General features: G+C 54.7%; 24 protein-coding genes. 9 read left to right on the top strand and 15 right to left on the bottom strand.

From position 1 onward, the window contains the following. Window positions 1–78 precede the first annotated feature (78 nt). From Q31a_RS22125 to Q31a_RS22095, 7 genes are all read left to right on the top strand, one after another. Window positions 79–933, top strand: coding sequence for a universal stress protein (locus Q31a_RS22125; protein ID WP_145082678.1), 855 nt, complete (start codon window positions 79–81; stop codon window positions 931–933). 673 nt (window positions 934–1,606) lie between these two features. After that, on the top strand, window positions 1,607–3,913 hold the full coding sequence (locus tag Q31a_RS22120) for a DUF4838 domain-containing protein (protein WP_197355511.1): 2,307 nt from the start codon (window positions 1,607–1,609) through the stop codon (window positions 3,911–3,913). Window positions 3,914–3,929: 16 nt separating this feature from the next. After that, window positions 3,930–4,865 (top strand): hypothetical protein, encoded by a 936-nt coding sequence (locus Q31a_RS22115; RefSeq protein WP_145082673.1) that lies wholly within the window; start codon window positions 3,930–3,932, stop codon window positions 4,863–4,865. A 732-nt stretch (window positions 4,866–5,597) separates the two neighbouring features. Next, complete coding sequence (locus Q31a_RS22110; protein ID WP_145082671.1) at window positions 5,598–6,275, top strand: response regulator transcription factor; 678 nt, start codon at window positions 5,598–5,600, stop codon at window positions 6,273–6,275. A 4-nt stretch (window positions 6,276–6,279) separates the two neighbouring features. Then, window positions 6,280–7,701, top strand: a complete 1,422-nt coding sequence (locus Q31a_RS22105; protein WP_145082669.1) for an ATP-binding protein — start codon at window positions 6,280–6,282, stop codon at window positions 7,699–7,701. A 154-nt stretch (window positions 7,702–7,855) separates the two neighbouring features. After that, complete coding sequence (locus Q31a_RS22100) at window positions 7,856–8,077, top strand: hypothetical protein (protein ID WP_145082667.1); 222 nt, start codon at window positions 7,856–7,858, stop codon at window positions 8,075–8,077. Window positions 8,078–8,150: 73 nt separating this feature from the next. Continuing rightward, window positions 8,151–8,618 (top strand): PepSY domain-containing protein, encoded by a 468-nt coding sequence (locus Q31a_RS22095; protein WP_145082665.1) that lies wholly within the window; start codon window positions 8,151–8,153, stop codon window positions 8,616–8,618. Between the two features lie 260 nt (window positions 8,619–8,878). On the opposite strand, the gene Q31a_RS22090 is transcribed toward Q31a_RS22095, so the two are convergent. The 14 genes from Q31a_RS22090 to Q31a_RS22025 form a co-directional block, all read right to left on the bottom strand. After that, entirely contained in the window at window positions 8,879–9,352 is a 474-nt protein-coding gene (locus tag Q31a_RS22090; RefSeq protein ID WP_197355507.1) for a DUF6691 family protein, read from the bottom strand. Window positions 9,353–9,360: 8 nt separating this feature from the next. Continuing rightward, a complete protein-coding gene (locus Q31a_RS22085) occupies window positions 9,361–9,858 on the bottom strand; it encodes a YeeE/YedE family protein (protein WP_145082661.1) in 498 nt (165 codons plus the stop codon). Further along, the gene (locus Q31a_RS22080; protein ID WP_145082659.1) at window positions 9,855–10,607 is read right to left on the bottom strand and encodes an ABC transporter ATP-binding protein; all 753 of its coding nucleotides are present in this window, start codon (window positions 10,605–10,607) and stop codon (window positions 9,855–9,857) included. The genes Q31a_RS22085 and Q31a_RS22080 overlap by 4 nt, the downstream gene beginning before the upstream one ends. Beyond that, entirely contained in the window at window positions 10,604–11,815 is a 1,212-nt protein-coding gene (locus Q31a_RS22075) for an ABC transporter permease (RefSeq protein WP_145082657.1), read from the bottom strand. Before Q31a_RS22075 ends, Q31a_RS22080 begins: the two co-directional genes overlap by 4 nt. Further along, window positions 11,812–12,981: an efflux RND transporter periplasmic adaptor subunit gene (locus Q31a_RS22070; protein ID WP_145082655.1), complete on the bottom strand. Its 1,170-nt coding sequence runs from the start codon at window positions 12,979–12,981 to the stop codon at window positions 11,812–11,814. The genes Q31a_RS22075 and Q31a_RS22070 overlap by 4 nt, the downstream gene beginning before the upstream one ends. A 311-nt stretch (window positions 12,982–13,292) precedes the next feature. After that, entirely contained in the window at window positions 13,293–13,775 is a 483-nt protein-coding gene (locus tag Q31a_RS22065) for a bacterioferritin (RefSeq protein WP_145082652.1), read from the bottom strand. 115 nt (window positions 13,776–13,890) lie between these two features. Further along, entirely contained in the window at window positions 13,891–14,361 is a 471-nt protein-coding gene (locus Q31a_RS22060; RefSeq protein WP_145082650.1) for a DsrE family protein, read from the bottom strand. 85 nt (window positions 14,362–14,446) lie between these two features. After that, window positions 14,447–15,550, bottom strand: coding sequence for a cytochrome-c peroxidase (locus Q31a_RS22055; protein WP_145082648.1), 1,104 nt, complete (start codon window positions 15,548–15,550; stop codon window positions 14,447–14,449). An 85-nt stretch (window positions 15,551–15,635) separates the two neighbouring features. Beyond that, the gene (locus Q31a_RS22050; protein ID WP_145082646.1) at window positions 15,636–16,694 is read right to left on the bottom strand and encodes a DsrE family protein; all 1,059 of its coding nucleotides are present in this window, start codon (window positions 16,692–16,694) and stop codon (window positions 15,636–15,638) included. Between the two features lie 249 nt (window positions 16,695–16,943). Next, window positions 16,944–18,389, bottom strand: a complete 1,446-nt coding sequence (locus Q31a_RS22045; RefSeq protein WP_145082644.1) for an MBL fold metallo-hydrolase — start codon at window positions 18,387–18,389, stop codon at window positions 16,944–16,946. 17 nt (window positions 18,390–18,406) lie between these two features. After that, window positions 18,407–19,231 carry a sulfite exporter TauE/SafE family protein gene (locus Q31a_RS22040; protein WP_145082642.1) on the bottom strand — a complete coding sequence of 275 codons (825 nt, stop codon included), beginning with the start codon at window positions 19,229–19,231 and terminating at the stop codon, window positions 18,407–18,409. Further along, window positions 19,219–19,770 (bottom strand): rhodanese-like domain-containing protein, encoded by a 552-nt coding sequence (locus tag Q31a_RS22035; RefSeq protein ID WP_145082639.1) that lies wholly within the window; start codon window positions 19,768–19,770, stop codon window positions 19,219–19,221. The genes Q31a_RS22040 and Q31a_RS22035 overlap by 13 nt, the downstream gene beginning before the upstream one ends. A 79-nt stretch (window positions 19,771–19,849) precedes the next feature. Further along, window positions 19,850–20,170, bottom strand: a complete 321-nt coding sequence (locus tag Q31a_RS22030; RefSeq protein WP_231690884.1) for an ArsR/SmtB family transcription factor — start codon at window positions 20,168–20,170, stop codon at window positions 19,850–19,852. A 276-nt stretch (window positions 20,171–20,446) separates the two neighbouring features. Then, window positions 20,447–20,773: a hypothetical protein gene (locus tag Q31a_RS22025; RefSeq protein WP_145082635.1), complete on the bottom strand. Its 327-nt coding sequence runs from the start codon at window positions 20,771–20,773 to the stop codon at window positions 20,447–20,449. A gap of 937 nt (window positions 20,774–21,710) precedes the next feature. Here Q31a_RS22025 and Q31a_RS22020 point away from each other — a divergent pair. Beyond that, a complete protein-coding gene (locus tag Q31a_RS22020) occupies window positions 21,711–22,259 on the top strand; it encodes a hypothetical protein (protein ID WP_145082633.1) in 549 nt (182 codons plus the stop codon). A 591-nt stretch (window positions 22,260–22,850) separates the two neighbouring features. Here the strand turns inward: Q31a_RS22020 and Q31a_RS22015 are convergent. Continuing rightward, window positions 22,851–23,741: a universal stress protein gene (locus Q31a_RS22015; protein ID WP_145082631.1), complete on the bottom strand. Its 891-nt coding sequence runs from the start codon at window positions 23,739–23,741 to the stop codon at window positions 22,851–22,853. Window positions 23,742–24,042: 301 nt separating this feature from the next. On the opposite strand from Q31a_RS22015, the gene Q31a_RS22010 reads away from it, so the two are divergent. Further along, window positions 24,043–25,515 (top strand): ATP-binding protein, encoded by a 1,473-nt coding sequence (locus Q31a_RS22010; protein ID WP_145082629.1) that lies wholly within the window; start codon window positions 24,043–24,045, stop codon window positions 25,513–25,515. The last annotated feature ends 1 nt before the right edge of the window (window position 25,516 follow it).

Genomic DNA, 25,516 nt, shown 5'->3' with positions numbered 1-25,516 from the left:
ATTGGGTACCACGTGCCAGTTGGCACGAATATTGCGTCACAAATGTTGTCTATGAACTAACACCGAAAAGGATAATATATGCACTTGCTCTTAGCGATTGACGGATCTCAGGCTTCTGCGGCCGCGTTGCACTATTTGGCACGCCTCCCATTTGCGGCCAAACCCAAAGTCACGCTGGTGACCGCATTGGTGGGCAGTTTTACCGATGACGTTGGACTTCCACTCGGAGAAGCGGAAGAAAACGCCGCTAGTGAGACTGCTGCCGAGGCGAAGGCATTTTTAGAGTCGGCAGGATTCCAATGTGAGCACGTTATTGAATACGGGCATGCATCGAAGATCATTTTGGACAAAGGCAAGGAGCTGGATGTCGATTTAATCGTACTTGGAGCGCACGGACACTCTGCCGCGTATCGAATCATTCTTGGCAGCACAGCAAACTTCGTTGCTAATCATGCAAGATGTCCCGTCCTGGTTGTCCGGCCGCATGAATCACCCGATGCTGACGCAGAAAAATTCAAAGTGCTACTCGCCTACGACATGTCCGCTCAAGCCAAAGTTGCCCTCCAACAAATGCTGGCGTTTGATTGGCCAGCCGATGCAACGCTTACACTGGCCACCTTCTTTGAAAAGCCGCAACTGATCGACGAAGAAGACGTCTACGATGCCGAAACCCTTTCGGAAGCGAGTAAGACATTAGCTGAAATTCGGGGCAAGGCAAAAGTTAAGTGTTCGACTGATCAAATTGTCCGTGAGGCTAAGCATATCGGCGACGGTCTACGAGACTTGTCTATCGAAAAAGAGACCAACCTTCTCTTTCTTGGCGATACGGGGAAATCGGCCCTGGCGAGGTTTTTCCTGGGCAGCATTTCGAGGCATCTCCTGCATCACGTCCAGGCCTCAACTTGGATTGCTAGAGAGAAACAGTGGAAATAGCAGCCATTGCCACTCTGCTTGCGCAATCCGCGCGTTGAACGCTACGGGCGATTTAGTAAGGAGCTCAGATAGCTGGCCTTCGATGGGCTGGCTAGGGGCGGGGTGCGCGGTGGAACGCCCACCTTCTCAGCCATCATCGGATCACTTCCGGCCGCTCCCAATCTAGCCGGTTTCTGGCCCGGAAATTCTTTGGGCCGAGAACTTCGTCACTGTTCAACCGGTGGGGATAGATAGATTTCTTTCTTGTTCTTCAGATAACGTACCAACTGGAACTCGCCACCGCGCCATTGTTCTGCGCAGGCCTGCCCGAACTCCTGTTGGCGCACGCGGGTGTGCGATCTGGATACACCTCAATCGCGACGTTGCGTTTATCGGTCCTGCTGACTTCATGGAGTCGCACTCTACACGCCTTGAGCTGGCGTGAAACGTCCATGCAACGCTCGATCGATCGTTTTGCAGCAATGACAGAATCGGCTTAGTGAGAATGCAAGTGGCGTTGCAGGCATTACCAAATGGCTTTGACGCCGCTCCGAAGCAAGAGTACATCGCCAAAGCGGTAGCAGCAAAATCGAATAGCCTCTGCAGAACTCGTGGGTTGGTTTTATTACAATGTGGCTGAAGGCGTTGATCGAGGCGTTGGTGAACGCAACTGCACTATCGGGATGGCATGAGCATGAAATTGAAGTTGTTGATCTTTGGGATTGCCGCCATTTGGGCATGCCCTGTTGGAGCGGCATCTCTGGTCACGGCCAGGGTGGCGGTGGGAGAGTTCGTGCTGCCGCCGAATACGGCCGCGGCTGAGGCGTATGCGACCAAGGATGTCCGCGATTGGATTCAGAAGATTACCGGCGCGGAGGTACCGATCGTTACCGAGCCTAACGCCAGCACAGCTACCAAGGTCTTTGTGGGCACCGCCTTCGGCAAGGCCTTTCCTACGGATTTGGAAACACTGCGAGGTAACGACGGGTTCGCGGTCCGTCGCAAGGGCAACAACGTCTATGTCTTTGGCAGTCGACCGCGTGGAACGTTGTATGGGATGTACGCGCTTCTCGAAAGAAACAGCGACCTGATCTTTGCCCGTCCCCACGAAGACTTTGGTACCGTCCATGGGCAGTCGCCGGACTTTGAGCTGACGGACACGGACTTCATCGATATTCCTGTATTTCTAAACCGTCGGTTCGGCCCAAACTGGCCGGCGCATCGCGCTACAGGGGAGTGGTTACTACGCAACCGCGACAACACCCGCGATGTGCGTGCTAACTACGACGGATTTTTGAACCTTGATCTGATCGAACCCTATGGTACAAATTTCGCTGTGCCGATCGCTAGCCACCAGGAGCTGCATCCAGAGTATTTTGGATACGACCCAATCAAAAAATCTCGTCGCTTTGTCAAGCATGGCGAGGGAACAATGTGCCTGAGCGTTCCCGGGTTGCCAGCTATCTGGGCGGAAGGGCTGGCTGAAGACATTGCCAAGCATGAGGCTAGGTTCGGTCGCAAGGTTGATCATGTTCGCTTGGGGCCGGGAGACAATTGGTTCTGTTGTCAATGTGATCGATGCACTGCTCCATTGGCCTTGCCAGATGGAACTCAACTGGAGTGCCAGGATCCCGATTCGATCAAGGATCCGCTGTTTCGCTCCACGCAGATCATGATGTTCATCAACGAAGCGATGGAAACATGGCAGAAAGTGCGGCCAGAGGTCCCGATTCATGTTCTAGCCTACATCCATTTCGCTGAGCCGCCCCGCGTGACTCCTCATCCAGATCTGGGCATTTGGTTTGCGCCGTATCCAACCAGCAACTTGCATTACCCGCTGCTCGACGCGCGACAACCGAAACCTTGGGGGAGGCGGTTCGAAAAATGGCTGACCATGACCGATCGTCTGGGATTCTACGAATACTTTGAATCGAAACCTTCGCCTCAAGCTTTCTATGCGGCGGCCAATTTGAGGGCGGTGATGGAACGACCTGACCATTCCAATTCATTGATCTACGCAGAAATTAGCAACGATTTTGGGACCGACGGAATCGGTAATGGGCAGTTCGGCTGGGATGTCGGCCAAATGAACTTGTGGGTTCACACTCGCCTTTTTTGGGACCCCACTCAAGATGTTGATTCGCTGTACCACTACTACATCCAGCGGACGTATCGCGAAGCAGCTCCACAGATGCTGGCCTATTACGATTTGATCAAAACGAGTTGGTTGGCGCCAGACAACGATACGTTCAGCTCATGCCACGCGAGCATTGCTGGTGTGTACCAGGGGTTGATCGTGGACCGTGGTTTGGAGAAAGAATGTATGAGGTTGTTGAGCGAGGCGGAAGGGGCTGCGCAGCATCCACATTCCAAGACCATGATTCGCCGCATGCGTGAGCAATACGAAGGATTCGGCAAGGATATGGCTAGGCTGATGATCGCCAATATTCCAGAGATGCGCGGCGAGGCCGACGACTTTGATTCACTTCAATGGGAAAAACCGTGGGTGAACGACGATTTCAAACTTGTTACTCGCGATAGTGATGAACCGAAAGCATTTTCCAGCACCAAGCTGCAAGCCGCACACGACGGTGACTCTCTGTTTTTGCGATTTCGCTTGGAAGATCTTCCACCCCAGGTTGTGGCACGCTCCGGTGACAAGGCAGAGTCTTGGCCCAAGGGGGATCATGTCGAATTTTGGTTGTTTGGTGGTGGGGCGCGTTACGTGTTCGCTTTCAACGCAGGCGGTAGCCAGTACGACGCAAAGGATCTAGACCGTAGCTGGGATTCCAACTGGGAATTGAAAGTTCGCCAGACGTCGGTGGGCTGGGAAGCGATCGCCAGTATTCCACTGTCGACATTTCAGCTGGGGGCCGGACAACCGACAGATTTGCGTTGGTTCTGCACTCGCGAAATCCAGCTCAGTGAGCAGGAGACAACCGAGGTTTCCTACCAGGGAAAACCACTTTACTATCGTAACTTTCCAATCGTTGTTGAATAAGTTTGGTGCAACATTTATGAAACTGTTTTATGGTCTAGTTGTCATGCTGGCAGCGAATGCCGCTCTGGCGGCATCGCCGATAACGATCGATTTTTCCACCGGCCAACCAGCAGACTATTTCACAGAAGACACGGCCAGTAGCGTGTCGCGGTTTCCAATCGGCGGTGCACAGGGCATGCTCGTTGCGGATGCAACAGCCCTCTTGCGCGATGTGACAGTCCTACCGTCCACAAAATATCGCCTGACCCTGCTGGCGGCTGGCGCAGGCGATGTCGAATGGTTGGAGGACAATCCTCGATTCGAATTCTTTCACCAACCGGGGCAGACCAGTGCGCATTTGCCAGCGCGTGAAATTGAGTTCTTCAATGCCGCGGGCCAGCCGATCGGGCGGCCTCTAGCATTCGCCCTGCCCTATCGGCAGTCGCACAGCTACCAGGACGTGTTTTATACCCCCGACGATGCCGTCACCGCGCGGATCCGCCTGTCCTCTGGCAAAGGCATTCGCTTGGCATTGACGCGGTTGGCGTTGGAGCCTGCCGCCGACGAAAAAACACTCAATGTCAATCCATCGTTTGATCTAGGTCCAGACAACTATTCTGGCTGGAAGAACATCGCCGCAGGCGGAAAGTTCATTCAACGCGACGGCAAAACAATTTTGGATACCAAATACGGATCAACCGGTCAAACCATTCCGCTACCGGAATCGGGAACCTATGCATTATCCGCACTGGCGACTGGTAACGGCTACAACTCAATCGTGATTGTTCGCGTGTATGATTCTGAGGGGCAAGAATTGATGCGAAGTTCGACCCGACGCTACGGGCCGCGCACCTATTTTGTCCCCCCTCCAGAAGCCGCCTATGCGTCGTTGTTGGTGTATAGCTGCCTGCTTGAAGAGGTACGACTCGTCCGCGTAGGAGACGAAAACATGATCAATGAAATGGACCTGTGATGAACGTGGGCTCAGCCCAAGCAACAAAACGGTGGTGATAAACTTTGCTTTTTCGAGCCTTCTAGAAAAAATTTTGCTTTGGGTTCTTCGCCTGGTGTGAGTGAACTGTCCCCTGCCATCGACAAGGATTTTGACATGGACTGGATCAAGAGAGGGGGCTCCGCAATTCGAATCGATTCGCCTAACCAGGGGGCTGAAGCTCGGAACCGAGCCACCAAGCTTTGATTGGTCAAACAACGGTTTGTTCATCCCGACTACCGAGCCGCGACCGCGGTGTTCGAATCGCAGGCTCCTCAGAGCATCGTTCGGCAACGCCAGAGCTTCGTCGCCGATCTTGTGCGCGTCGAGCGGCTGCGATGGCTTGTGATCTGCGTGCCTGCAACATTTGGTAACGAATGGAGGCACAAATGCAGGCCCCCAATAGAATGGCGGCGGTGATTAAGGCAGTGCATTGAACCAGAGTGACTAAGCTTGTCAAGATTTTCTCCAGCGATATCGTAGGTGATGGGATATTCCTATCACCAGTGTCGTACGCTGTTCTAATCTGTGGATGAAGTGAATCTGAAAGATGCTTCATCCCCCGCAACTGCCTCGCGGACGTCACGAATTCGGCTTGAATTTCAGCTTACCACCAAGTAGATAAAGCGGATTTTATCTAGGGCTTCAGGTTGGCTCACATGCCCCAGTAAAACTGAGTAGACTCTTTAGAAATCGTTTTACCCGAGCAGTCCAATGAGTGTGCGGATTTTAGTCGTTGAAGATGAGCCTGGCATCGCGGATTTTCTGATTCGCGGGCTAACCGAAGAAGGTTACGCAGTGTCGCACGCGGCTGACGGGCGGCATGCCTGGTTGCGGATGCAGTCGGAAACATGGGACTTAGTGATACTAGATTGGTGGCTACCGGGTGATGATGGGTTGCAGATTTTGCAGCGGTTTCGTCAAAAGAATCGAATCACTCCCGTGCTTTTTTTGACCGCTCGCGATGGCGTGAAAGAGCGAGTGACAGGGCTTGATGCAGGTGCCGATGACTATCTCACAAAACCGTTTGCATTCGAAGAGCTCTTAGCTCGCGTACGTTCGCTTCTGAGACGACAGGGGCAATCGGACTCGCTCCACTTGGAGTATCAAGACATCCGCATTGACCTTGCGCAGCAGCGAGCGACGCGTTCGGATATGCCGCTCGATCTAACCGCCAAAGAACTTTCGTTGCTGGCAATGTTTTTGCGACATCCGGGACGCGTACTTTCTCGAACACGAATCTACGAAACGGTGTGGGACGAAAACTTTGATGGGGTATCCAATACGCTCGAAGTGCATGTCAAAGACCTGAGACGCAAGCTTGAAAAACTTGGACCACGTGTCATTCAGACGCGTCGCGGTCAAGGCTACATTTTGGAAATACTGCGATAACCTGATGAGCCTTACCAATCGCGTATGTGTGTTTTTCCTTGCCGCATTAGGGATCATCCTTGCCGTCTACTCGCTAGTGTTTTACACGGTCACACGGGAACACCTGGTCCATCAATTTAGCAGTGAAATGCGCGGCGTGCTCAATTCATTGATCGCTGCGGCTGAGGTCGAAGAGACTGAGGTGAAGTGGCAGCCGTTAGAACACGCCATCGACGTGGGAGTCCATGACGAATTCGGCGAGGTTCAGTGGATCGTGTTGGGCGATGATAATTTAGTCGTCGAGCGATCTCGCTCGGCCGAAGTCGATCTTGTTGCTTTGGTTGAATCGAATGCAAACCTCCGCATGGAGCAGACGAGCGAGAGGGTGCTCACGGATACATTGGGCGACTGGGCGTTGATGAGCCAAAGGGTGTCGGCGCCACGACCGGTTCGCTTGCAGCGTGAACTCGATGAATTCGATCAACTGACGGTTGTCGTCGGACGTTCGACGCTACCGCGTGATGCAATTCTGTTTCGTCTTACGGCGCTGGTGACACTGCTGCCGCTGCTCACCTGGTCGATCGCAGCCTTGCTCGGCCGATGGGTCGTTCGTAAGGCCCTCAGCCCGGTCGCGGCAATGGCAAATCAAGCTCAAGCCATCACGGGGGTAGACTTCCAATCACGACTTTCGCACGGTGAGGCGGGAGACGAGCTGACCGAGTTGGGAGTCGCATTCAACCGCTTGCTAGATCGGCAGCAGACGGCATTCGAGCAGCAACGGCGATTCGCAGGGGATGCCGCTCATGAATTGAGAACTCCGATCACTGTATTGCTAGGGCAGATCGACGTGACGCTCCGCCGGCCACGAAGCGAGGGGGAGTACCAAGCTAATTTGGAGTTGCTGAGAACACAAACTAAGGTGTTGCAAGAGATCGTTGAATCCCTATTGTTCTTGGCGCGCCGTGATGCGGATGCCGCATCCCCAGAACTACGCAGCATCGAGTTGAAGCAATGGCTAGAAACTCAAGCATCGACCTGGGCGGTCCAACCGAGGGCGGCTGACTTAGTGCTCGATATCAGGCTGGAGGAACAGGTGAAGGTCCGTTCGACACCAGCACTGCTTGGCCGTGTCGTCGATAATCTGGTATTCAATGCAATGAAGTACGGTGAAGCGGGGACACCGGTGATTGTTCGCGCCCTGGAGCAGAATGGCCAGTTGCTGATTCAGGTATTTGATTCTGGACCGGGGATCGCGGCGGAGGACTTGCCGCAACTCTTTGAACCGTTTTTTCGTTCGACTGCAGCTCGTCATCGTGGAATTGCTGGAACTGGGCTTGGATTGGCGATTGCAAGCCGAATTGCCACGATACTCGGAGGTGATTTGGAGTGCAGCAGCGAGCCCGGCCAAGGCAGCTGTTTTACGTTGCGTTTGCCGATCATTTCCTAGATCCTCGCTCCATCTTTGCAGGATGAAGGAGACTTCATCCGAGCTTCAGGTTGCGCTCAACCACCGCTGCGATATTACTTGCAGACGCTGACACAACGTTAACGTCGACTGCCTCAAGGCGGTTACGCAAACTATCTCAACGAAGAGCTCAATCATGCTAAAGTTGCTTAAGGAATTCTTCGAGGACCACTTCGACCGAGTGCAGGATATACGCAATAGGGATGCGATGTCGATGACGCTCCACGACTGCATTCGATTGGTCGACCAACATCAACAATGCGAATCAAGACGAACCGCTGAACGTGTGGACACGGCAGTGAGAAAGATAAATCAGAATTTAGATTCGCCTCAGCCGCACTTTATCAAGTCCGCCTAACATCGGACTCAAGACCTGCAGTCGCAAATGACTCGGATTGCAGCGCACTCAACCCTTTCCTGGAGATTCCAAAATGAACGCCTTCCTACTTTGCAGAATCCTCGCAACGGTTTTGTTCCCCGTCGGCATTGCATCCGCCGCGGGGACATCAGCGAACAGCAAATCTCTGTCAATGATCGAAATCGTGCAGCACCTAGAGAAGGACGGCTACGGTCCATTTTCGGAGCTGTCGATGGACGATGGACGGTGGGAAATCGAGGTTCGCAAGCAAAGCGAATCGCTAGAGTTGACGGTCGATCCAACGAGCGGCAAAGTGTTGTCGGAACATCGAGACGATTCGGAGCGAACGCCTGGAAAAGATGCGATGGCGCTCTCCAAGCTGTTGCAAACCGTGTCGAAAAGCGGCAGTTACCAGGACTTCGAGGAAGTCTCCTTCGAGCGTCGGTACTGGGAGGTTGAAGTCTATAGGGATGGGCAAAAACGCGAGCTGCACGTTGATCCCATCACGGCCAAAGTCATTGCCGATCGGATTGACGATTGATGACTAGCAACCTTGTGCCGCGTAGATCGACGCTCGTTGAATTGGCTAGCGTCGCTCCAATTGCCTTGGGGGACGTTCGCCTATTTGGGGGAACGCCCCGCGCGGAAATGGGGGACGTCAGTCCACCGCGCGGGCTGGGGCCAACCAAGACCATGCGGGGATTGAACGTTGGCCATCCGGAAAATCTACAGTGGGGAGATCGGGTAATCATCAAAGTGAAAAGTAACAGAACTGCATCAACAGTGGCCTAAGGTCGAGCGTTAATGAGGAAGCTTGGATTTCAAGCCTGCGTAGCTGAACATCCCGAGCATGGCTCCCACTAAGGTGCAGAGTGCCATCCACTCACCCGCTCCAATTTGAGCGTAGATCGGACCGGGGCAAGCTCCTGTGATCGCCCAACCAGCTCCAAAGAGCATTCCTCCAATTACAACGCCGCTGTGGAATGGCTTGGGTTTGTATTGGATTGGCTGCCCTTCAAGAGTCGTAATGCCTAGCCGTTTGATGATGAACATCGAAAGCATTGCCACCACGATCGCAGTGCCAATAATCAGGTACATGTAGGCTTCGCGAAAAAGAAACATGTCGTGAATGCGATCCCACCTCGCAACCTCTGATTTGACGAACAAGAAACCAAGATACGCTCCGACCAATAGTACATTGATGTAAGTGAGTGCGGACGTCTTGGTCGATTGTTTCGCGGGAGTCGATTGATCCGGTTTCGTTTCATGATTCATGGGAATGCTCATTGTCCGCTTGCTTGGAAAATCAAATGTCCGAGGCCCCAAGTGACGGACAGCCCGCCCACAAAAAAGAAGATTGTGGCGACGAGACTTGGCCAGTTAAGGTTGGAGATACCCGTGATGGAATGCCCCGATGTACATCCGCCCGCATAGCGGGTTCCGAAACCGATGAGAAAGCCCCCTACGACTAATTTTACGGCACCGGAAACGCTGTGAAACGAGTTGGGAAGGAAGGCCATTGGAGTATTGGAGGCGAATTGCGTTGCCAGGAATGCTCCAATACCGATGCCGACCGCAAACACGATTGTCCACAGGTTCCCTTTCCGATCAAACTGGCTGAGGTATTCCAGCTTGCTGTTCGGCGCACACAGTGCACCGGCTTCTTGCAGACTCGTCGAAATTCCGAACGCTTTTCCGGCGAGAATGTAGAGCAGTGGAACGGTCAAACCTATTAGGATTCCCGACAGCCACCAGGGCCACGGATGCATGATCCAATTCATGTGGTTTCTCCTGCGATAGGATTGTGGTGTGTGGTTTGTTGCTGCTGATGTGGTTGTTGGTGCATGAGCCCATCTTCCATTTCGTAGATCGTATCGAAGACATCGAGAGCGCGATGATCGTGCGTCACCACGATAACGCCTGCGCCTTGTTCATGCGCTACCTTGCCAAACAGCTCCATGACTTGCCGACCTCGATGACCATCGAGCGCCGCGGTAGGTTCATCAGCGAGGATGACGCTCGGCCGATTGGCAATGGCTCGTGCAACGGCGATGCGTTGCTGCTGTCCGCCTGAAAGCATTGACGGAAGGTTGTCGGCTCGATCGGCAACGCCTAGATATTCCATCAACTCGATGGCGCGATGGCGCGCCGCGCGTTTGGATTCACCGTTCAATTCCATCGCGATTTGAATATTTTCTACTGCCGATAGGAATGGAATTAGATTCGATTTCTGAAAGATGAAGCCAATATGTTGGCGACGAAACGAACGCAAGTTGGCGTGAGGCGTTTCCCCTTCCTGCACCAGTCTACCGCCGATTACAATTCGTCCACTGGTTGGTGGGTTGATGAGGCCGACCGCGGTTAGAAAGGTCGATTTACCGGAGCCACTGGGGCCGAGTAGCGCCACGACTTCGCCTTGCTTGACGTGCATGGTGGCATCCCGCATGGCTACCACCTCGGTATTGCCGCTACCGTAAATCTTCGTCAGGCCATCCGCTTCGATGGCATACGTTGTAGTGTCCGTGGTCACGAAAGAGCCTCATTCGGAGAAACCTTCATTGCTTTCCAGATACCCAGAAAGCTTGAAAGCACTGAGATTGCCAATACGATGCCTGCCAGTTGCATCAAGTCGGATTCGTCAAGAATCACACGACGCGGGAACATGGGGAACAACTGGAGTCCGACGAAATAGGCGATGCCAAAGCCGACAACGCCAAGAATGAGTGCCTGTTGCAAGATCAGGCCCAGGATCACCGTGTTGGGCGCGCCGATCAATTTCAGTAGGGCAATGGAATGGATTTTGTCGAGGGTTAAGGTGTATAAAATCAGCGCCATGATAATGGCGGCAATGACGGTTAGTAGAACGCGAAACAGTCCGATCTGTCGCTTAACCTTTTCCACACTACCCTTGAGCAATAATTCTCGCTGTCCGTCAGCGGTGTAGACTGACACGTCACCCCAGCCAGAAATGGTCCTGGCAACTGCATTGGAGTCGGCTCCTGGCGATAGGGTAAGCATCACTGCACTGATTTGTGGTCGAGCAATGGCGGGGAGCTGTACCGACGGCCTCGCGGCATTCTCCAGCATCATCGGTTGTTGGACTGCTTGCTCGAATCTTTCACCGCGCGACTCCCTGGCTGCGCGCTCCAGTCGTACCGCTTCGCCCGGTGTATCGAACTGGATGGCTTGTGCATCGGCTACCGTGAAAAAGGCGATTCCATCACCGCCGGAGCTAATCATATTACTAGTGGTGCCCACGACCGTGTAGGTCTCTTTGCCGAGTTTGAGCTGTTCTCCGATTGGCATTCCGAGTGTCTTGTCGGCAATCATTTCGTAATGGGATTTTCCGAGTGGTCGCCCGGCGGTCAGCGGCAGCCATTCGCCTTTATCGTTAGGCCAACTCAGCCCCAGGACTGCAATTCTGAGCGGTTTTCCATTTCGCTGTCGTTGGATCGTGTGGTACACAAATTCTCGCGACGATTGCACGCCAGGAACGGCTGCGGCTCGATACACTAAGTTGGAGGGGACGCGAGACAATTCGGCAAACGGCCCGCGGGTGTCACGCTGAACGATCCACAGGTCCGCCCCCACTCGGTCAATCAGCAAAGTTGCATCTTCGACCACGCCACGGTAGATGCCACCCATTCCCATCACGACCATCAACAACATGCCGATACCAACGGCCGTGAGCGCGAAACGGCCGAGATTATGCCGAATATCTTTGGTGGCGAGGCTCATAGCGCTACCACCCTTCGTCCGTCGGAGAGCAGGTTTCCCGGAGTCTTGGGCGTGACAACCGTCTCTCCTTCCGTTAGTCCCTCCAAGACTTCCACCGTATCGCCATTTCGGACGCCAACGGTAATCGGACGCCATTGAGCAACTCCCGCGACGCTGACAAATACGCCCATGGAATCGTTTTGTTTGAAAATCAGCCTGGCAGGCAGAAGCAAGGCATTATCTCTCTGAGTGATTTGGATGAAGGCTTCCGCCCGTTGTCCAACAGCCCAGTTCTCGGGGAGTTCTAGCACGCGAACATCGACAATGAACTCACGAGTTTCGCGATCCGCCTCGCGTCCCAATCGGACGACTTTGCCGGGATAGGCTTTTTCGGGCTCCGAGCGGAACACAACCCTTGCCGGTTGCTCGGTCTTCAGGCGTGCCATCTCGGTTTCGTCAACCCAAGCACTGATCCATAATTCTTCGGTAGAAATCAGGCTCAGGATCAAGCTGCCGGGGACGACAACGTCGCCATTCTCTCGACCGCGTTTGACGACTAGACCATCAAAAGGCGCGTGGAGCTTTGCGTCCTTCAATCGTGCGCCTTGATACTCCAGAGCCTTTTGGGCTGCGATGAGTTCCTGCCGTCCTTCGGTAATCGCAGCTTCGGCTCGCGATACCCCCGCCTCTGCGACCGCCAGCGATTCTACCGCCTTGTCAGCGTCATCTTGGCTTGTGGCGTTTTGAAGCACTAGTAACTGAACCCGGTCGTGACTCTTCTTCGCCTGATTGTAAACCGCAGCCGCACGCTCTTTATCGGTATTCAGTCGGGCGATGGCAGCTGACACCGCGTCAACATTGGCTCGAGCGATTGCTACCTGTTGTTGCAGTTCTTCATCGTCGAGCCGGACCAGCAAATCGCCCTTCGCGACTCGACTTCCCTGATCGACCAAGACTTCGACAACGCGGCCTGAAATCTTTGGGCTGATGGTTGTCTCGATTCGAGCTTCCAGCGTTCCGGTTCCCATCACTTCAGCGATGATTGTTCCATGCTCGACGGTATGAGAAATGACAGGTACCGGTGCGAACTTCAGCCAATAGATAACACCTACAGCTACGGAAGCGACAATCGCCAATTTAAGAAGCCGCATCAGCCAAGGTCGGATCGCACTCCACTTTTCATACATCGCAGTAAACTCTTTCTAGGAATGATTCAATAACTGAGCGAGTTCGGTGTTCCTTGGACTCCGAGAAGCGGAGCGAGGCTGGCCGTGCAGCCAGCACGCGGGGCATTTTAGTCCAGGCGATGGTGCGCGTGGCGCCTAGGACATTTGTAGAAGTGGGCTCGGCGGACGGTTTCGACACTGGAGGCCGAGTCGGAAGGCGTGGCAACGCCCTCGCGACGGTCCGCATGAGGATTCTTGCGGCGTGCGGAATATCGGTTCACTGTCTGTCGAAGTTCCGCACCTACAAGCTGTTCCCTGGAGTGCGCGCGTCGTCACTCACCGGTCGATGGGGGCGGCATGTGCTTGGCGATAAAGGCTGGTTCGCCCATTCGTTGGAGTAGATCGAGTTGCAGTTCCAGCCAGCTCATGTGTTGCTCCTCGTCGAGCGCGATCCGTTCGAAGAGTGTGCGGGTGCCAATGTCGCCGTCCTCGGACGCTTGGATGGACGCCTTCGTATAGAACTCGATTGCCTCTTGCTCATCCGCAAGGTCGGACTGGAACATGGCCTTGAGTGACTCGGCGCGAACCGGCGCCTTGGCCAATGTTAGGTGGGGCGTTCCCTTTAGAAACAGAATCCGATTCATGTACTCATTGGAGTGCCCCAACTCCTCCGCCATTTCTTCTCGCATTTTCGCGGCCAGCAGGCTTAGTCCCCAGTCATCGAGAACTCCCGAATGCAGTTGATATTGGTGCATTGCGGTAAGCTCCATCGCCAGGGCTTTCTGCAGGTTTTCGATTGATCGGGCCTTACTCATCAGGTCTTCCTTTGTGTGGGTCTTGAGGGAAATCGCAAACTGCGTGCAATTGCATGAACAGCCCGCTTATTCGGTGGGTGTAGTTTCGCATAAAAATGCTTGACCGGGGACTGTCTTAATAGTCCATGATTTTATCAGCGCCAATCAACAATGCAGCCAGTTCATCTTCAGTCGCAATGCGGGCACCGGGACGAACATGGGTGGCTGCGATACCGGCGGCCTTGGCACAATGGGGGCAGACGGCAACTTTTCCGCCGCTTTTGACGAAGGCGTCAAACAGATCGCCGAGTTTCGTGGGCGACGGCCCCCAATGCACATCCAGCGACTGCCGGGAATCACTGAGCCTTGCTCCCTCAATGTCCAGAAAGAGCGACGTTTCGACACCGCCCTCCTGCATCATCGAGGCGATCTTCAACGCCATAAAAGCGCGGTGAAGATCGTCGCTGAAATGCGATAGGTGAATCACGGCGGTTTGCTGTTTCAGATTTTCGCCGTCGGGCTGGGGACTTTTGTCTTGAGCGACCGCGATACTGACTCCAGAGAGTAGTATCACCATCAGGGCTAAAATGGGCGCTTGGGTACGCATGGAAAATTCTCCTTCGGAAACAAAATTGAGGCAGGCGGTCGAGTTCACGTTCGTCCGCAGCCGTAAACGACTAAGTGGACTGGTGCTATTCTCCGACCGCTGCCGGCTCTTGATCTTCGAGGACTGACTCTCCAGGTCGCGACGGAATACGCGGCAGCGCAATGCTCGGGAACTCGCCGTCGAGTGCGCTGAAAAAGTCGACGATGCTCTCTACCTCTTCGTTGGAGAGTTCGGTGTCGAGCTGCGTTTCGCTCATCACTCGGACAGCGTCGGAGAGCTTGGCGACGGCACCATTGTGAAAGTAGGGAGAGGTGAGTGAGATGTTTCGTAGGGTAGGAACTTTGAAATAATGCTTGTCAGACTTTCTGTTGGTCGCTGCAAACCGCCCCAGGTCCCTGTCGAGTCCGTATTGCCCAACCAGCTGGCTTTCTGCATTGCGAGGAAACTCTTCAAAGGTCTGCGTTGTGGATCCCACGTCCCAGCCGTTGAATGCGGGACCTGAGTGACATTCCGTGCAGCCAATATCGCTGAACAACTGCATGCCACGAATTTGCTTGTCGGTCAATGCCGATCTATCGCCTTGTACAAAGCGGTCAAAGGCGCTGTTGGGAGTGACCAATGTCCGCTCAAATGCGGCGATTGCCTTGACAACGTTATCGATCGTAACTGAGTTTTCCGAATCGAAGACATCGCGGAACTCGGTTTGATAGCCTGGGATCGCAGCAATGCGTTTGATGGCATTTTCGTGAGCCGGCATTCCCATTTCCGGGGCTGCGACGATCGGTCCTTTGGCTTGGTCTTCAAGACTTGGCGAACGCCCATCCCAAAACTGGGATGCTTGAAAGACGGAGTTCCAGACGGTCGGCGCATTTCGCGGTCCGATACTACCATGAACGCCCATCGAGCTTGGCCGACCATCGTCGCCGCCTTCCATGAGGTTGTGGCAACTGTTGCAGGAGACGGTGCCTGTCAACGAAAGGCGTGGATCGAAAAACAACTTCTTACCCAATTCGACTTTCTCGGCAGTCGTGGGGTTTGCCGCCGGGGACTCGGCCTTCACTGGAAGTGCCTGCCATTCACCAGCGGTCGCAGAATTGTCTATTGGAGGTTGGGCGCTGACTGAGGGTATCAGAATCGTTGCAAACGCCAGAGCAACTAACGCCAGCTGTGGGGTAGGACCAATGTTCATCTCGTCTCTCGTGGGGCTGGAGGGGGCGGCTTGTTAGGTAGGGGAATGGACGGTTTGTGGTTCAGGTCTGGAGGTTCCGCTGAGGCTATTTCCCGAGCGGAACATAGGAGTAGCCGTCGGCTTGAAGGTTGACGAGCGACGTAAGTGCCGAGACGGCTACATCGGAAAATACCACGACCTCTTCAGGGGATGCCCCTTTTCCGATCAGCGTCTGACCGCATACGAAAAACTCAACACCCGCTTCATGGAGTGCATGCAGGCAATCGAGATTGGGATTTCCATGTGTCTTGAATCGCTGGGAATAGGCATCCGCGTTCAGGACCGTCAGCGTGGCCTCGCCATGCAGTACAACTGCAATGTCGACTTTCACAGGCTTCTCACCTGCACCTTGATAGATGTTGACGAAGCGGGCCACCTTTTCAATCGCAGGATTCAGCTTGTCCGAGTCGCCACCTCCAGTCACATCGACCACCAACTTGCTGCCATCTCTCGGCTGCTGAGTGGCGTTGGGGAGGCGAACTACTTTTCCGTAGTTGGCGATTGCTGGGTTCACATATTGTGGAACTTGGCTGCTCTCTGTCGAGGGAACCGGATGATTCTTCATCGCCTCGTCGAAACCCTGAGCGACGAAGGCAGACACTACCTTCGCGTGAGCCTTGATGAGTGTCACTACGTGCTCGTCGCCGGACGTCTCCGTGACCCGCACGCCCTTCTCCGTTTTTTCGACGACCATCTCTATCTTGTCGGTGTGACGGAATAGCTCCGCGAACAACGGATCGCGCATCCGAATGGGTTTGGTTTCTTCAACCCGATATTTCATCCACTTCACGTGCTCTTGGATTTTGGCCGCGAGCGTTGCATCTGCGGATTCCGTGAGTGTCTCGACGCCGTTCGGGAGCTCTTTGACGTCTCGTTGAATCTGCTTGTGATTTTTTAAGAGAAACTGAAGGATTTCGTGATCTGCGGCGTGGCGATCGTCCTGGCCGTGTCGACCCGGTCCACCTCCAGGCCCCCTACCCTGACCGAATCCCCTGCCCTGCCCTGGACCGCGTCCCTGACCGGGCTGCGCTTGAGCGATTCCCGCAAACAATGTGGCAGTGATCAGCAAAATTGAGCTTGCGGTAAACATCGTTCGTGTGTGCATTGTTTGTCCTTCATAGGGCTTGGTTTCAAAACTCATCGATTGCCGCCGCTGGGATCAACGCTGTTGATCCCGTGGTGTACGGCCTGTGGTGTACGGCCTGTGGTGTACGGCCTGTGGTGTACGGCCTGTGGTGTACGGCCTGTGGGAGGCCTTGCATCCCGATTGCGGTTGCACTGGCCGCCGGATCGCGACTGTCATAGTCCATCCCTGCATACGACAAGTACCGTGATTGCGTGGCAACTGCGTTGCTTAGGCGCAAGGTGCTGAACCGGTATTGCAAGCGACGTTGGCTGTTGACGTGTCCACCGAGAGACCGGCTGCCGTCCAAGCGGCAAAGCCACCGGTCATGTTGATGACTTGCAGTCCACTGGCTTGCAAAATACTGGCCGCGATAGCCGAGCGGCCTCCGGCTTGGCACTGCGTTACGATTGGTTTGCCTTCCTCGAGCTCGGCCACGTTATCTGGCAATCTGCCAAGGAACTTGTGGTCCGCCTGCTTAATGCGACTTGAGTTCCATTCGCTGTTCGAACGCACATCCACGAGGTGTACCTCCCCCGATTCGATGCGCGAAGCGAGTTCGGTGGGAGTGGCTGTTTCGTAGCTCTCGGATGCGAGGCCTGCTTGGCGGAGCTTTGATGCGTCGAAATATCCCCTGACGTCATCCAGCCCAATTTTCCGCAGGATGCGAGTTGCTTCGGAAAGCTGGCTTGGATCGGCAATGAGGTAAGCTGGTTTAGAATAATCCACAATCCAGCCCGCCCAGCCGGCGAGCATACTGAGCGGGATGTTCAGGGACCGCGGCACATGGCCATTCGCAAATTGGTCCGCCGGGGATAGATCAATGATTGTTGACGAATCCAACACGGAACTTAGGTTGTCGAGGGGCTGCGATTCGGGCAATCCCCGATCTCCGATGACCGCGGGGCCCTCTTTGTTGACTCGCTTCATCACTGCGAAGTACTTGGGCGCCTCTGGCTGATCGGACAGGATGTATTTGACGAACTCTTCTTCGTCGGTGAACTGCAAGGCCGGATTGAATAGTTTTTCGTAGCCGACGGTCGAGGACGGGATGGCACCCAAGCCCTTGCCGCACGCGCTGCCCGCACCATGGGCAGGCCAGATTTGCAGGTAGTCGGGAAGCTGCTTAAAGCGTTGGGCGGATTGAAATAGATCGCGGGCCCCGGGTTCTGCCGTGTTGGCTAGACCCGCTGCTTCTTCTAGCAAATCGGGACGTCCAATTGAACCGACAAAGACGAAATCCCCGGTGAAAATACCCATTGGTTTGTCAGCCGCCCCGCCTTGGTCGGTCAGCAGAAACGAGATGCTTTCCGGTGTATGCCCTGGAGTTCGAAGGACATCGAATTTGATATTGCCGATCATGAAGGAGTCGCCATCCTTGAGCAGTTGATGATCGTATTGATCCGCGAACAGATACTTCCATTCCTGTGGACCTTCATCGGAAACATAGAGCTTCGCACCGACCCGCTCTGCTAATTCACGAGCGCCGGAGACGTAATCGGCATGGATGTGCGTTTCCGCGATCGCGATCAGCTTGAGGCCTTCGCGGTCGGCCATTTCGAGGTACTGGTCGATGTCTCGGCCGGGGTCAACAACCACGGCTACCTGGGCACGCTGGCAGCCGACCATGTAGGAAGCATGTGCCAGTGATCTGTCGTAAAAGTATTTGAGTAACATCTTGGATAGCCTTGGGTTTACAGAATTACGGTTTTGACGATGACGAATACCGCGACCAACACCACTGCTGACGCGAACACCTTTTGCAACGTTGGGCCTTTCAGTTTCTTGGCGACCAGGCCGCCAAGCCAAATGCCGACCAAGCCCCCGATGAGGAACTGCAGGGTCGTATCCAGCGACAGATCTCGGCCAGCCGCCACGTACGACGTGACACCGCTGATACTGATGAGGAAGATTACGAGCAACGACGTTCCCACCGCCCGGTGAATCTCCATTCCGCTGAACAACACCAAGGCAGGCACGATGACGAAGCCGCCCCCAACTCCGAACATTCCTGACAAAACTCCTGTCAACAATCCAACCATCACCAGCAGTCGAGCACAGTTGGAGGTTAACCGGAGCGTTCCGTCTCGATCACGCTGGCAGGCCGAGGCATCCACCGTGGCCAGATCCTCGGTCCTACAAACGCCTGTCACTAACTCCGGATTGCGAGTCTTCGCCCACATCCGCCAGGCTACGACCAGCATCAAACCGCCAAACATCACCAACAGCGCGGTCTCAGGAAACAGTGTTGAGAGGTAGGTGCCGATTGGCGCGCCGATCATCCCGGCGATAGCGAATAGCAATCCCGTGCGCAGTTCCACTTCACCTCGCCACAAGCGTGGCAAGACACCCGCCAGGGCAATCCCACCGACGGACGCCAGTGAAATGCCAACGGCTTCTCGCGGTGCGACAGCCAGTCCGTAGACCAACAGCGGCACGGCGAATACCCCGCCACCACCACCGGTAAGGCCCAGTGCAAATCCGACCACGCCACCGAATAGAACCGCTAGACTGAACATGCTCCATCCTTACACTGATTCCACGGCATTTTTGCGAGCATCATTCCCATCACGCAGCTATTGGTGATGCCTGCAAATACTAGACCGGCGCCCACAAAAGCTGAAATTGCGGCGTAGTAGGGATGCACAAAGATGCCGAGCAGCGCGCCGATGAGCACTAGGAAACCGGCTGTGATCCGCACCTGCCGCTCGAGCGACACCGCCTTCTTACCGCGCACCACGGGCAAACCAGCTTTGACCCAAGCCTCGGTTCCACCTTCGACGTTAATGACGCTGGTGAAACCTGCATCGATGAACTTTTGCTGTGCCTTCGCTCCTCGCGTACCGCCTTTGCAAATTACATAAATGGGCTCATCCGCAGCGCAGTTCCTCAGCTTCATTACTGCATGCGGTTCAAGGATATCCAGCGGAATATTTTTAGCCTTTGCAGCCCGGACTTCTCGGAACTCGATTGGGGTGCGAACGTCAATGATCTCCACTTCGCCCTGCCCATCAAGTTCTGCGAGCACCTGTGCGGAAATTGTTGGATTGTGTGACATTTGTTCTTTCCTTGCGACTTGTGGTAGTGTCGTTATGTCGCGTTGCGACGAGTTGTTGGTTTAAAAAAAGGCGTCGTTATCAGTTCTTCAGGAACCGATTTTCCACACACTTCATGATGTTGGCCAGATGCGGCTCGGCGACTTGGTAGTAGACCCTTCGACCTTCCCGTTCACTAGTAAAAAAGCCGCAGCGTTGCATCAGTCGCAGATGTTCGGAAGCCACGTTATCAGGAATGCCGCAGTCCTCAGCCAGTTCGCCAACTGCGTAACGTCCGTTGAGCAGCAGCTGCACGATCCTCATTCGCACTGGATGCGCTAGCGTCTTGAGGCATTCCGCCGCCTGGACAAACGCCGCCGGATCGCCGTCGGGTGTGGGCTTGTTCTCGGTTTTCGTCGCCATATGAAATCTCCTTGTGCTCATGATATCGTCATCTAACGAGATGTCAATTAGTGCTTTGTGAGAATACTGCGATTTTTTAGCCTGGTAGCGACGCGCAAGGCGCTCGACCTCGAAACGCTAGGCGACTTGTGGCACTCCTGACGATTGAGGAGGGCGCCTCTTCCCAGCATTTCTTGGCATGCGAATGGCATCGCCAGGCATCTGCCACCCATGCTGGCGGGGAGCTCCGCCGTAATCGACGTGCGTGTTTCCAGGGAACGCCACCGCTTGACCAGTCTAAAGAGCCCTCCAGAGATAAGGGGGGGATAGGTGTTGGACCAGTTGCAATCCCAGCCAGTCGTAGCCCGTAAGCACGGCAAAATTTACAGCAGTCAATAGTAATGCGGCCAGCACGGTCCATGCTGGCAGCGATCGAAAACAGTTGGAGACATCCGTCCACCGTGTGGACTGGAATTCATGGTGCAGTAACCAGAAAGCGAAGCAGAGAATGGCAATGGTCAGAACTGGTTTGGCGTGCGTGTAACTCAATTGCAGCCATCCGCCAATCCAGTGCAAGGGACGGAGGACGTTGGGCTCGAGCGCCTCGCGAATTGGTTCATTCATACGTTGTCTTTAAGGCAGGAGCCGATTGGTCCGAGCTGGAGAATTGCACCGATCATTGCACCAATGTACAGCGCCTCGCGCAAGGTGCCGTCAGAATCTGCCTGCTACCTGCCACAAACCCAACGGTTTGCATCTCTTGAATCTGGGGCCATTGTTGCAGAATGGGGCTGCTGTGCTCCTCAACAAAACCGCTCCATGATCTAGGAATGGCTGTCCGCCATGGTTAACACGATAACTTCAACTTCTCGAGAAGAATTGAACTCGACTTGAGTCCCAGAGAAAGAGTAAAGGAGGAGAGGAACGCGTCCAGTAACTCAGGCTTGCAGTTCGCGAGAGCTACAGCAACGCGTTGTACACCTCTACACTGCGCGATGCCGCTGGCTAGATTTTGGAACCTGCGGAATTTTGCCAGCACCGCGGCCAGCCGGCGTGGACCGTCCCTACTAGGTGACTGCCGCATCTTAGTTTCCGCATCTCATATTACTGCGGGAAATAGTGTTTGCAGGGTCCCTAGCGACTGTCCAGCTCCTCGATTCTCCGATGGGCGGGGTAGATCGAGTCGCACCCCCAATTGCGTCGCATTGACGTATCGTGCGACAATCGCAGATTCGCTTACAATTCCAGGCTTGCTAGGGAGGTAGTGATTCGTTTTTCGAATACTGCGCTGCGCGAACACAAGTGACTTGCTTGTCCACAAGTTCGTTTACTTGTTACAAATCCCTGCGAGCTTGGATTGCATAGGTAGTTGCCAATACTCGACGGGATATCTCCGTTGGCCGGTGAGCCTCTATCGCGGAGGACTAATTCACAACCCCAGAAATGCAGAGTACGTTCAATGTGGTTGCCAATCGGGAAATTCATTCTCCGAAGCTACGCTGTCCTTTGGCTGACAGCTGTGGGCGGGATTCTAGGAGCAAATCTTGGGTCCTGCGTCGCAATGCTATTTCTTGTCACCGACATGAAAAGTGTCGATGTGCAGCCATGGTTGCATGCGGGGTGGTACGGAGGCACCATTTTGTTTTTCTTGGGAGCGCTTACCGGACGCCTGAGTTTCATCAATGGAGCGTCCACGAAAGGGCAATCGGAAGAAACGGACGAGGTCCCCGCTCGCAGCAACACCTTGAGTAAGGCTCGCCTATCCCGTGCAGCATCAAGTACTGAGGGGAGCTTCCTAGGGCACGTTGCTGGCGGCGCATTGGCAGGCGGGATTCTCGGGGGGATTTTCGGTGCAAGTCTGCTTGTGTTTTGGTTTTCCTTCGCCTGTAGCCCCCTTTCCACAGCGAATATTGCGTCTTCCGTTGAGTTCGTGCCACACTCACCCGTAGGGGGCAAACTTGCCCGAACTCAAGTGCAAACCCAACATCCAATTGCATTAGAATTGTGCTTGACCCCTGCCGTAGTAGGTAGCGTCTGTGCTGCCATAGCCGGTGGCATACTCTATTACAAATACCGACCTGAAGATCCTACCGAAAACTCAGCTGCTTAATCGAATCAACGTCCGAATTGAATCCATCACGTCGGCCGCTCGCGGCGTCCGCAACTTTGCAAACTAACGCACCCGCATCCTCTTCAACTGTGGAAAGCCACAACTCAGCCCCTAAACCTGCGACTAAAAGTCCCGAAGAGCCCTTTTAGTAGAGCCCTTTTAGTAGAACCCTGTTTTCGAGCGGTAGTTTCTATTCCTGAGGATCGTGCAACCAAGCTATCAACGGGCCAGCGTGCCAGCGTGATGATCGGATTCCGCAATGAAACCCTAGGGTTCACCGTCTACCGCACGATCCGCGATTGGCTGCAAAATAAACTGGACCTGGCCACGACCTAGTTCGACTTCGCAATGGCGTCTTTCAGCTTGACCGGCGATCGCGTCACAACGATTACGCTCCAGCTCCCACCACTTCGTGGGCGGAACTACGCTGTGATCTTCGTTGCCCGAGCGCAGCAGGAGAAACCCAGCCGGCCGTTTCAGTCGAAGAAGCGGCCGGGCGTCGAGAAATCATCACTTTAGCCTTAGCTTTATTGCGCAAGTGCAGAAGGCGACGTGCCCCATTTAGGTAAATGCAGTGGCAACACCCTGCACTTATTCCGCTTCATCTGCCTTGAAATGATGGCGAGATATCCAAACGCTGCAGGGAGCATGTCGCAGAAGATATTTCGAGGTGCTTCCCAGTAGCAGTTCACCTAGCAGACTGTGCCCGGTGTCGCCGACAAGCACAAGATCGGCCTTGGTCTCTTCCGCTACATTGGCGATGGCGCTTCCGACATGGCTGGAGGTCGGGACCAGCGTGTTTGTTTTGGGGAGCATCGATGCAATTTGGCTGGCCATCCGCTCGGCATTGCGTTGGAGGGCTTCGATCTGTTGGGGCTCCACAATGATGGGCGGGCCGGAATAGCCTTCACCGAAGAAGACAGCCGGTTGTTCAACGACGCTAACCACGTTGACCTCGGATGCGCGATCCCACTTCAAATCCATAAATTCTGCGACAGCCTCGCGTGAGGCAGCGGATTGATCGAACCCGACGACGATACGCTTCGAATCTTTCTCCACGTCGGTTCCTGGCCGTACAACCAGCACGGAGCATTTGGCGTGCGTGGCGACGCTGTCGGAAACACTACCCAATAGGACGCGGTGAATCGCCGAGTGTCCCTTGGCACCGACGACGATCAAATCCGCTTCGATTTCAGCCGCTTGATCGAGAATGCACGGCACGGTAGCACCACACTTGTGGACAACGTTTAGCGAGCGGCAGCGGTCGCCGAGCTGCGCGCGTGTTGCATCGAGGAGATCTCGCGTGCGCTCCTCCTCGGCTGCCGTCCATTCTGGCATCCAAGGTTGGCTCGAATACTGGGTGGGATTGTAGCTGACCGTTAGCACGGTCACATCAATCTCGTTTTGCTGGGCGAGCCCCCCCACGAACTTGGTGGCGATTTTGGAATTTTCCGAACCATCTGTCGCAAGCAAGATTTTCATATCAGCGTCTCTATTCAAACATCGGGGAGAGTCAATTTTTTCGAATGAATGCAGTATGTAGGCAGTTCCCGTGCCATCGCATAGAATCGAGCCAGTAGAGCGGTTTCGAGCGTAGTTGCACACCCCCATGAGCGGTGGTGTCAATCTATCGTTGGGTGTGGGCAAGTTCGCACGGACTCAGGCTCCAGACTCGCCAGTTCCGCACAATACAGCCGGAGCCACGGCCGTTACACCTACGACCGTAGGTGAACCTGTAGAGCACAATCTCGCCAATCCCTCCCACTTTTTCGATGGATAACGGATGACAGACGAGTTGGACATACTGCTCGTCGAGGACGACGCCGCCACGCGGGCTAATCTTTGCGACATTCTCGAGCTAGACGGTCATCGCGTCCGGTTCGCAGCTTCGCTGGCTGAAGCAAAGCGACAGCTTGAGGCCGCACCGGTGTCTTTGGTCATCTTAGATCGGCGCTTGCCCGATGGGACTTCTGGAGAATTCTTGCCCGAATTGCAGCTTCTGCTGCCTGGGGCGGAAGTGATCGTCGTGACGGGGTACGCCGACATGGACAGCACGATCGAAGCATTTCGCAGCGGAGTTGCCGACTACATTCTGAAACCGATCAACCCAGATGCACTTCGTCAAAGCGTCCGTCGCATTGTTCGCCAGCGTCACATGGAAGCTGAATTGCATCACGAGCAGAAGTTTGCGAACAAAATTTTGGCCACGGCCGAGGCGATCGTTCTGGTGCTGGATCTCAGCGGCCTTATCCGCCGTTTCAACCCGTACTTCACCAAGATTGCGGGGTGGGATTTCGACGAACTGCGCGGTCGCGACTGGTTTGAAAACTGTATTCCCGAACGGGACAGAGAGCGGGTGCGTCGCGTTTTTCTCGAGACGGCTCACGAAGCCCATTCGGCGGGGCTCCTGAATCCCATTCGCACCAAAGATGGTCGAGAGCGTCAAATCCGCTGGTCCAACACGACGCTCAAAGACCAAGGAGACGCGGTTACCTCAGTACTGGCCGTCGGTGTGGATGTGACCGAATTGATCACCGCTCAAGAGCTGGCCATGCGGTCCGAACGACTGGCCGCGATCGGGCAGACGATGGCAGGACTCGCACACGAGAGTCGCAACGCCCTGCAACGGATTAAAGCCAGCGTGGAGATGCTTTCTCTGGAGATCCCAGGGAACTCGGAGGCGAGCGTTGATCTGAACTCTATCGCACGAGCTACAGGGGATTTGCATACCTTATTGGAAGAAGTCCGCGCGTACGCTGCACCGATTCATCTCCGCCGAAGGTCTGTTCAGTTGCCTGAAGTGTGGCGCCGCGTCTGGGATGATTTGGAGGGAGTTCGATGCGGCCGGGAAGCAGTCTTGGATGACGGTGAATGTGGCTGTGAGAACGTCGTAGAGGTCGATGTGGCGAAAATGGAACAGGTGTTTCGAAACCTATTCGAGAACTCGCTCGCCGCCTGCAGTGATCCCGTCAAGATCAGCCTTCGCTGTCAATGCAGCGGGCCAGAAACAATGCTGGTCGAAGTGCGTGACAATGGTCCTGGGCTCACGCTTGAGCAGCAAAGCCAGTTGTTTGACCCCTTCTATACAACCAAGAGCACCGGTACCGGATTGGGGATGTCGATTGTGCAACGGATCATCGATGCTCACGGCGGCGAAATTCGAGTCGTCGAGTCGACGTCCGGTGCCTGCTTTGAATTTCGGTTGTCGAAGCAACGTGATGGCAATCCGCAGCGATCTTGCCAGGAGAACCCATAAG

The organism is Aureliella helgolandensis (assembly GCF_007752135.1).
GTDB classification, from domain to species: Bacteria; Planctomycetota; Planctomycetia; order Pirellulales; family Pirellulaceae; genus Aureliella; species Aureliella helgolandensis.
Note: the sequence above shows the minus strand (reverse complement) of the source record. Positions and strands in the feature narration are given on the sequence as shown.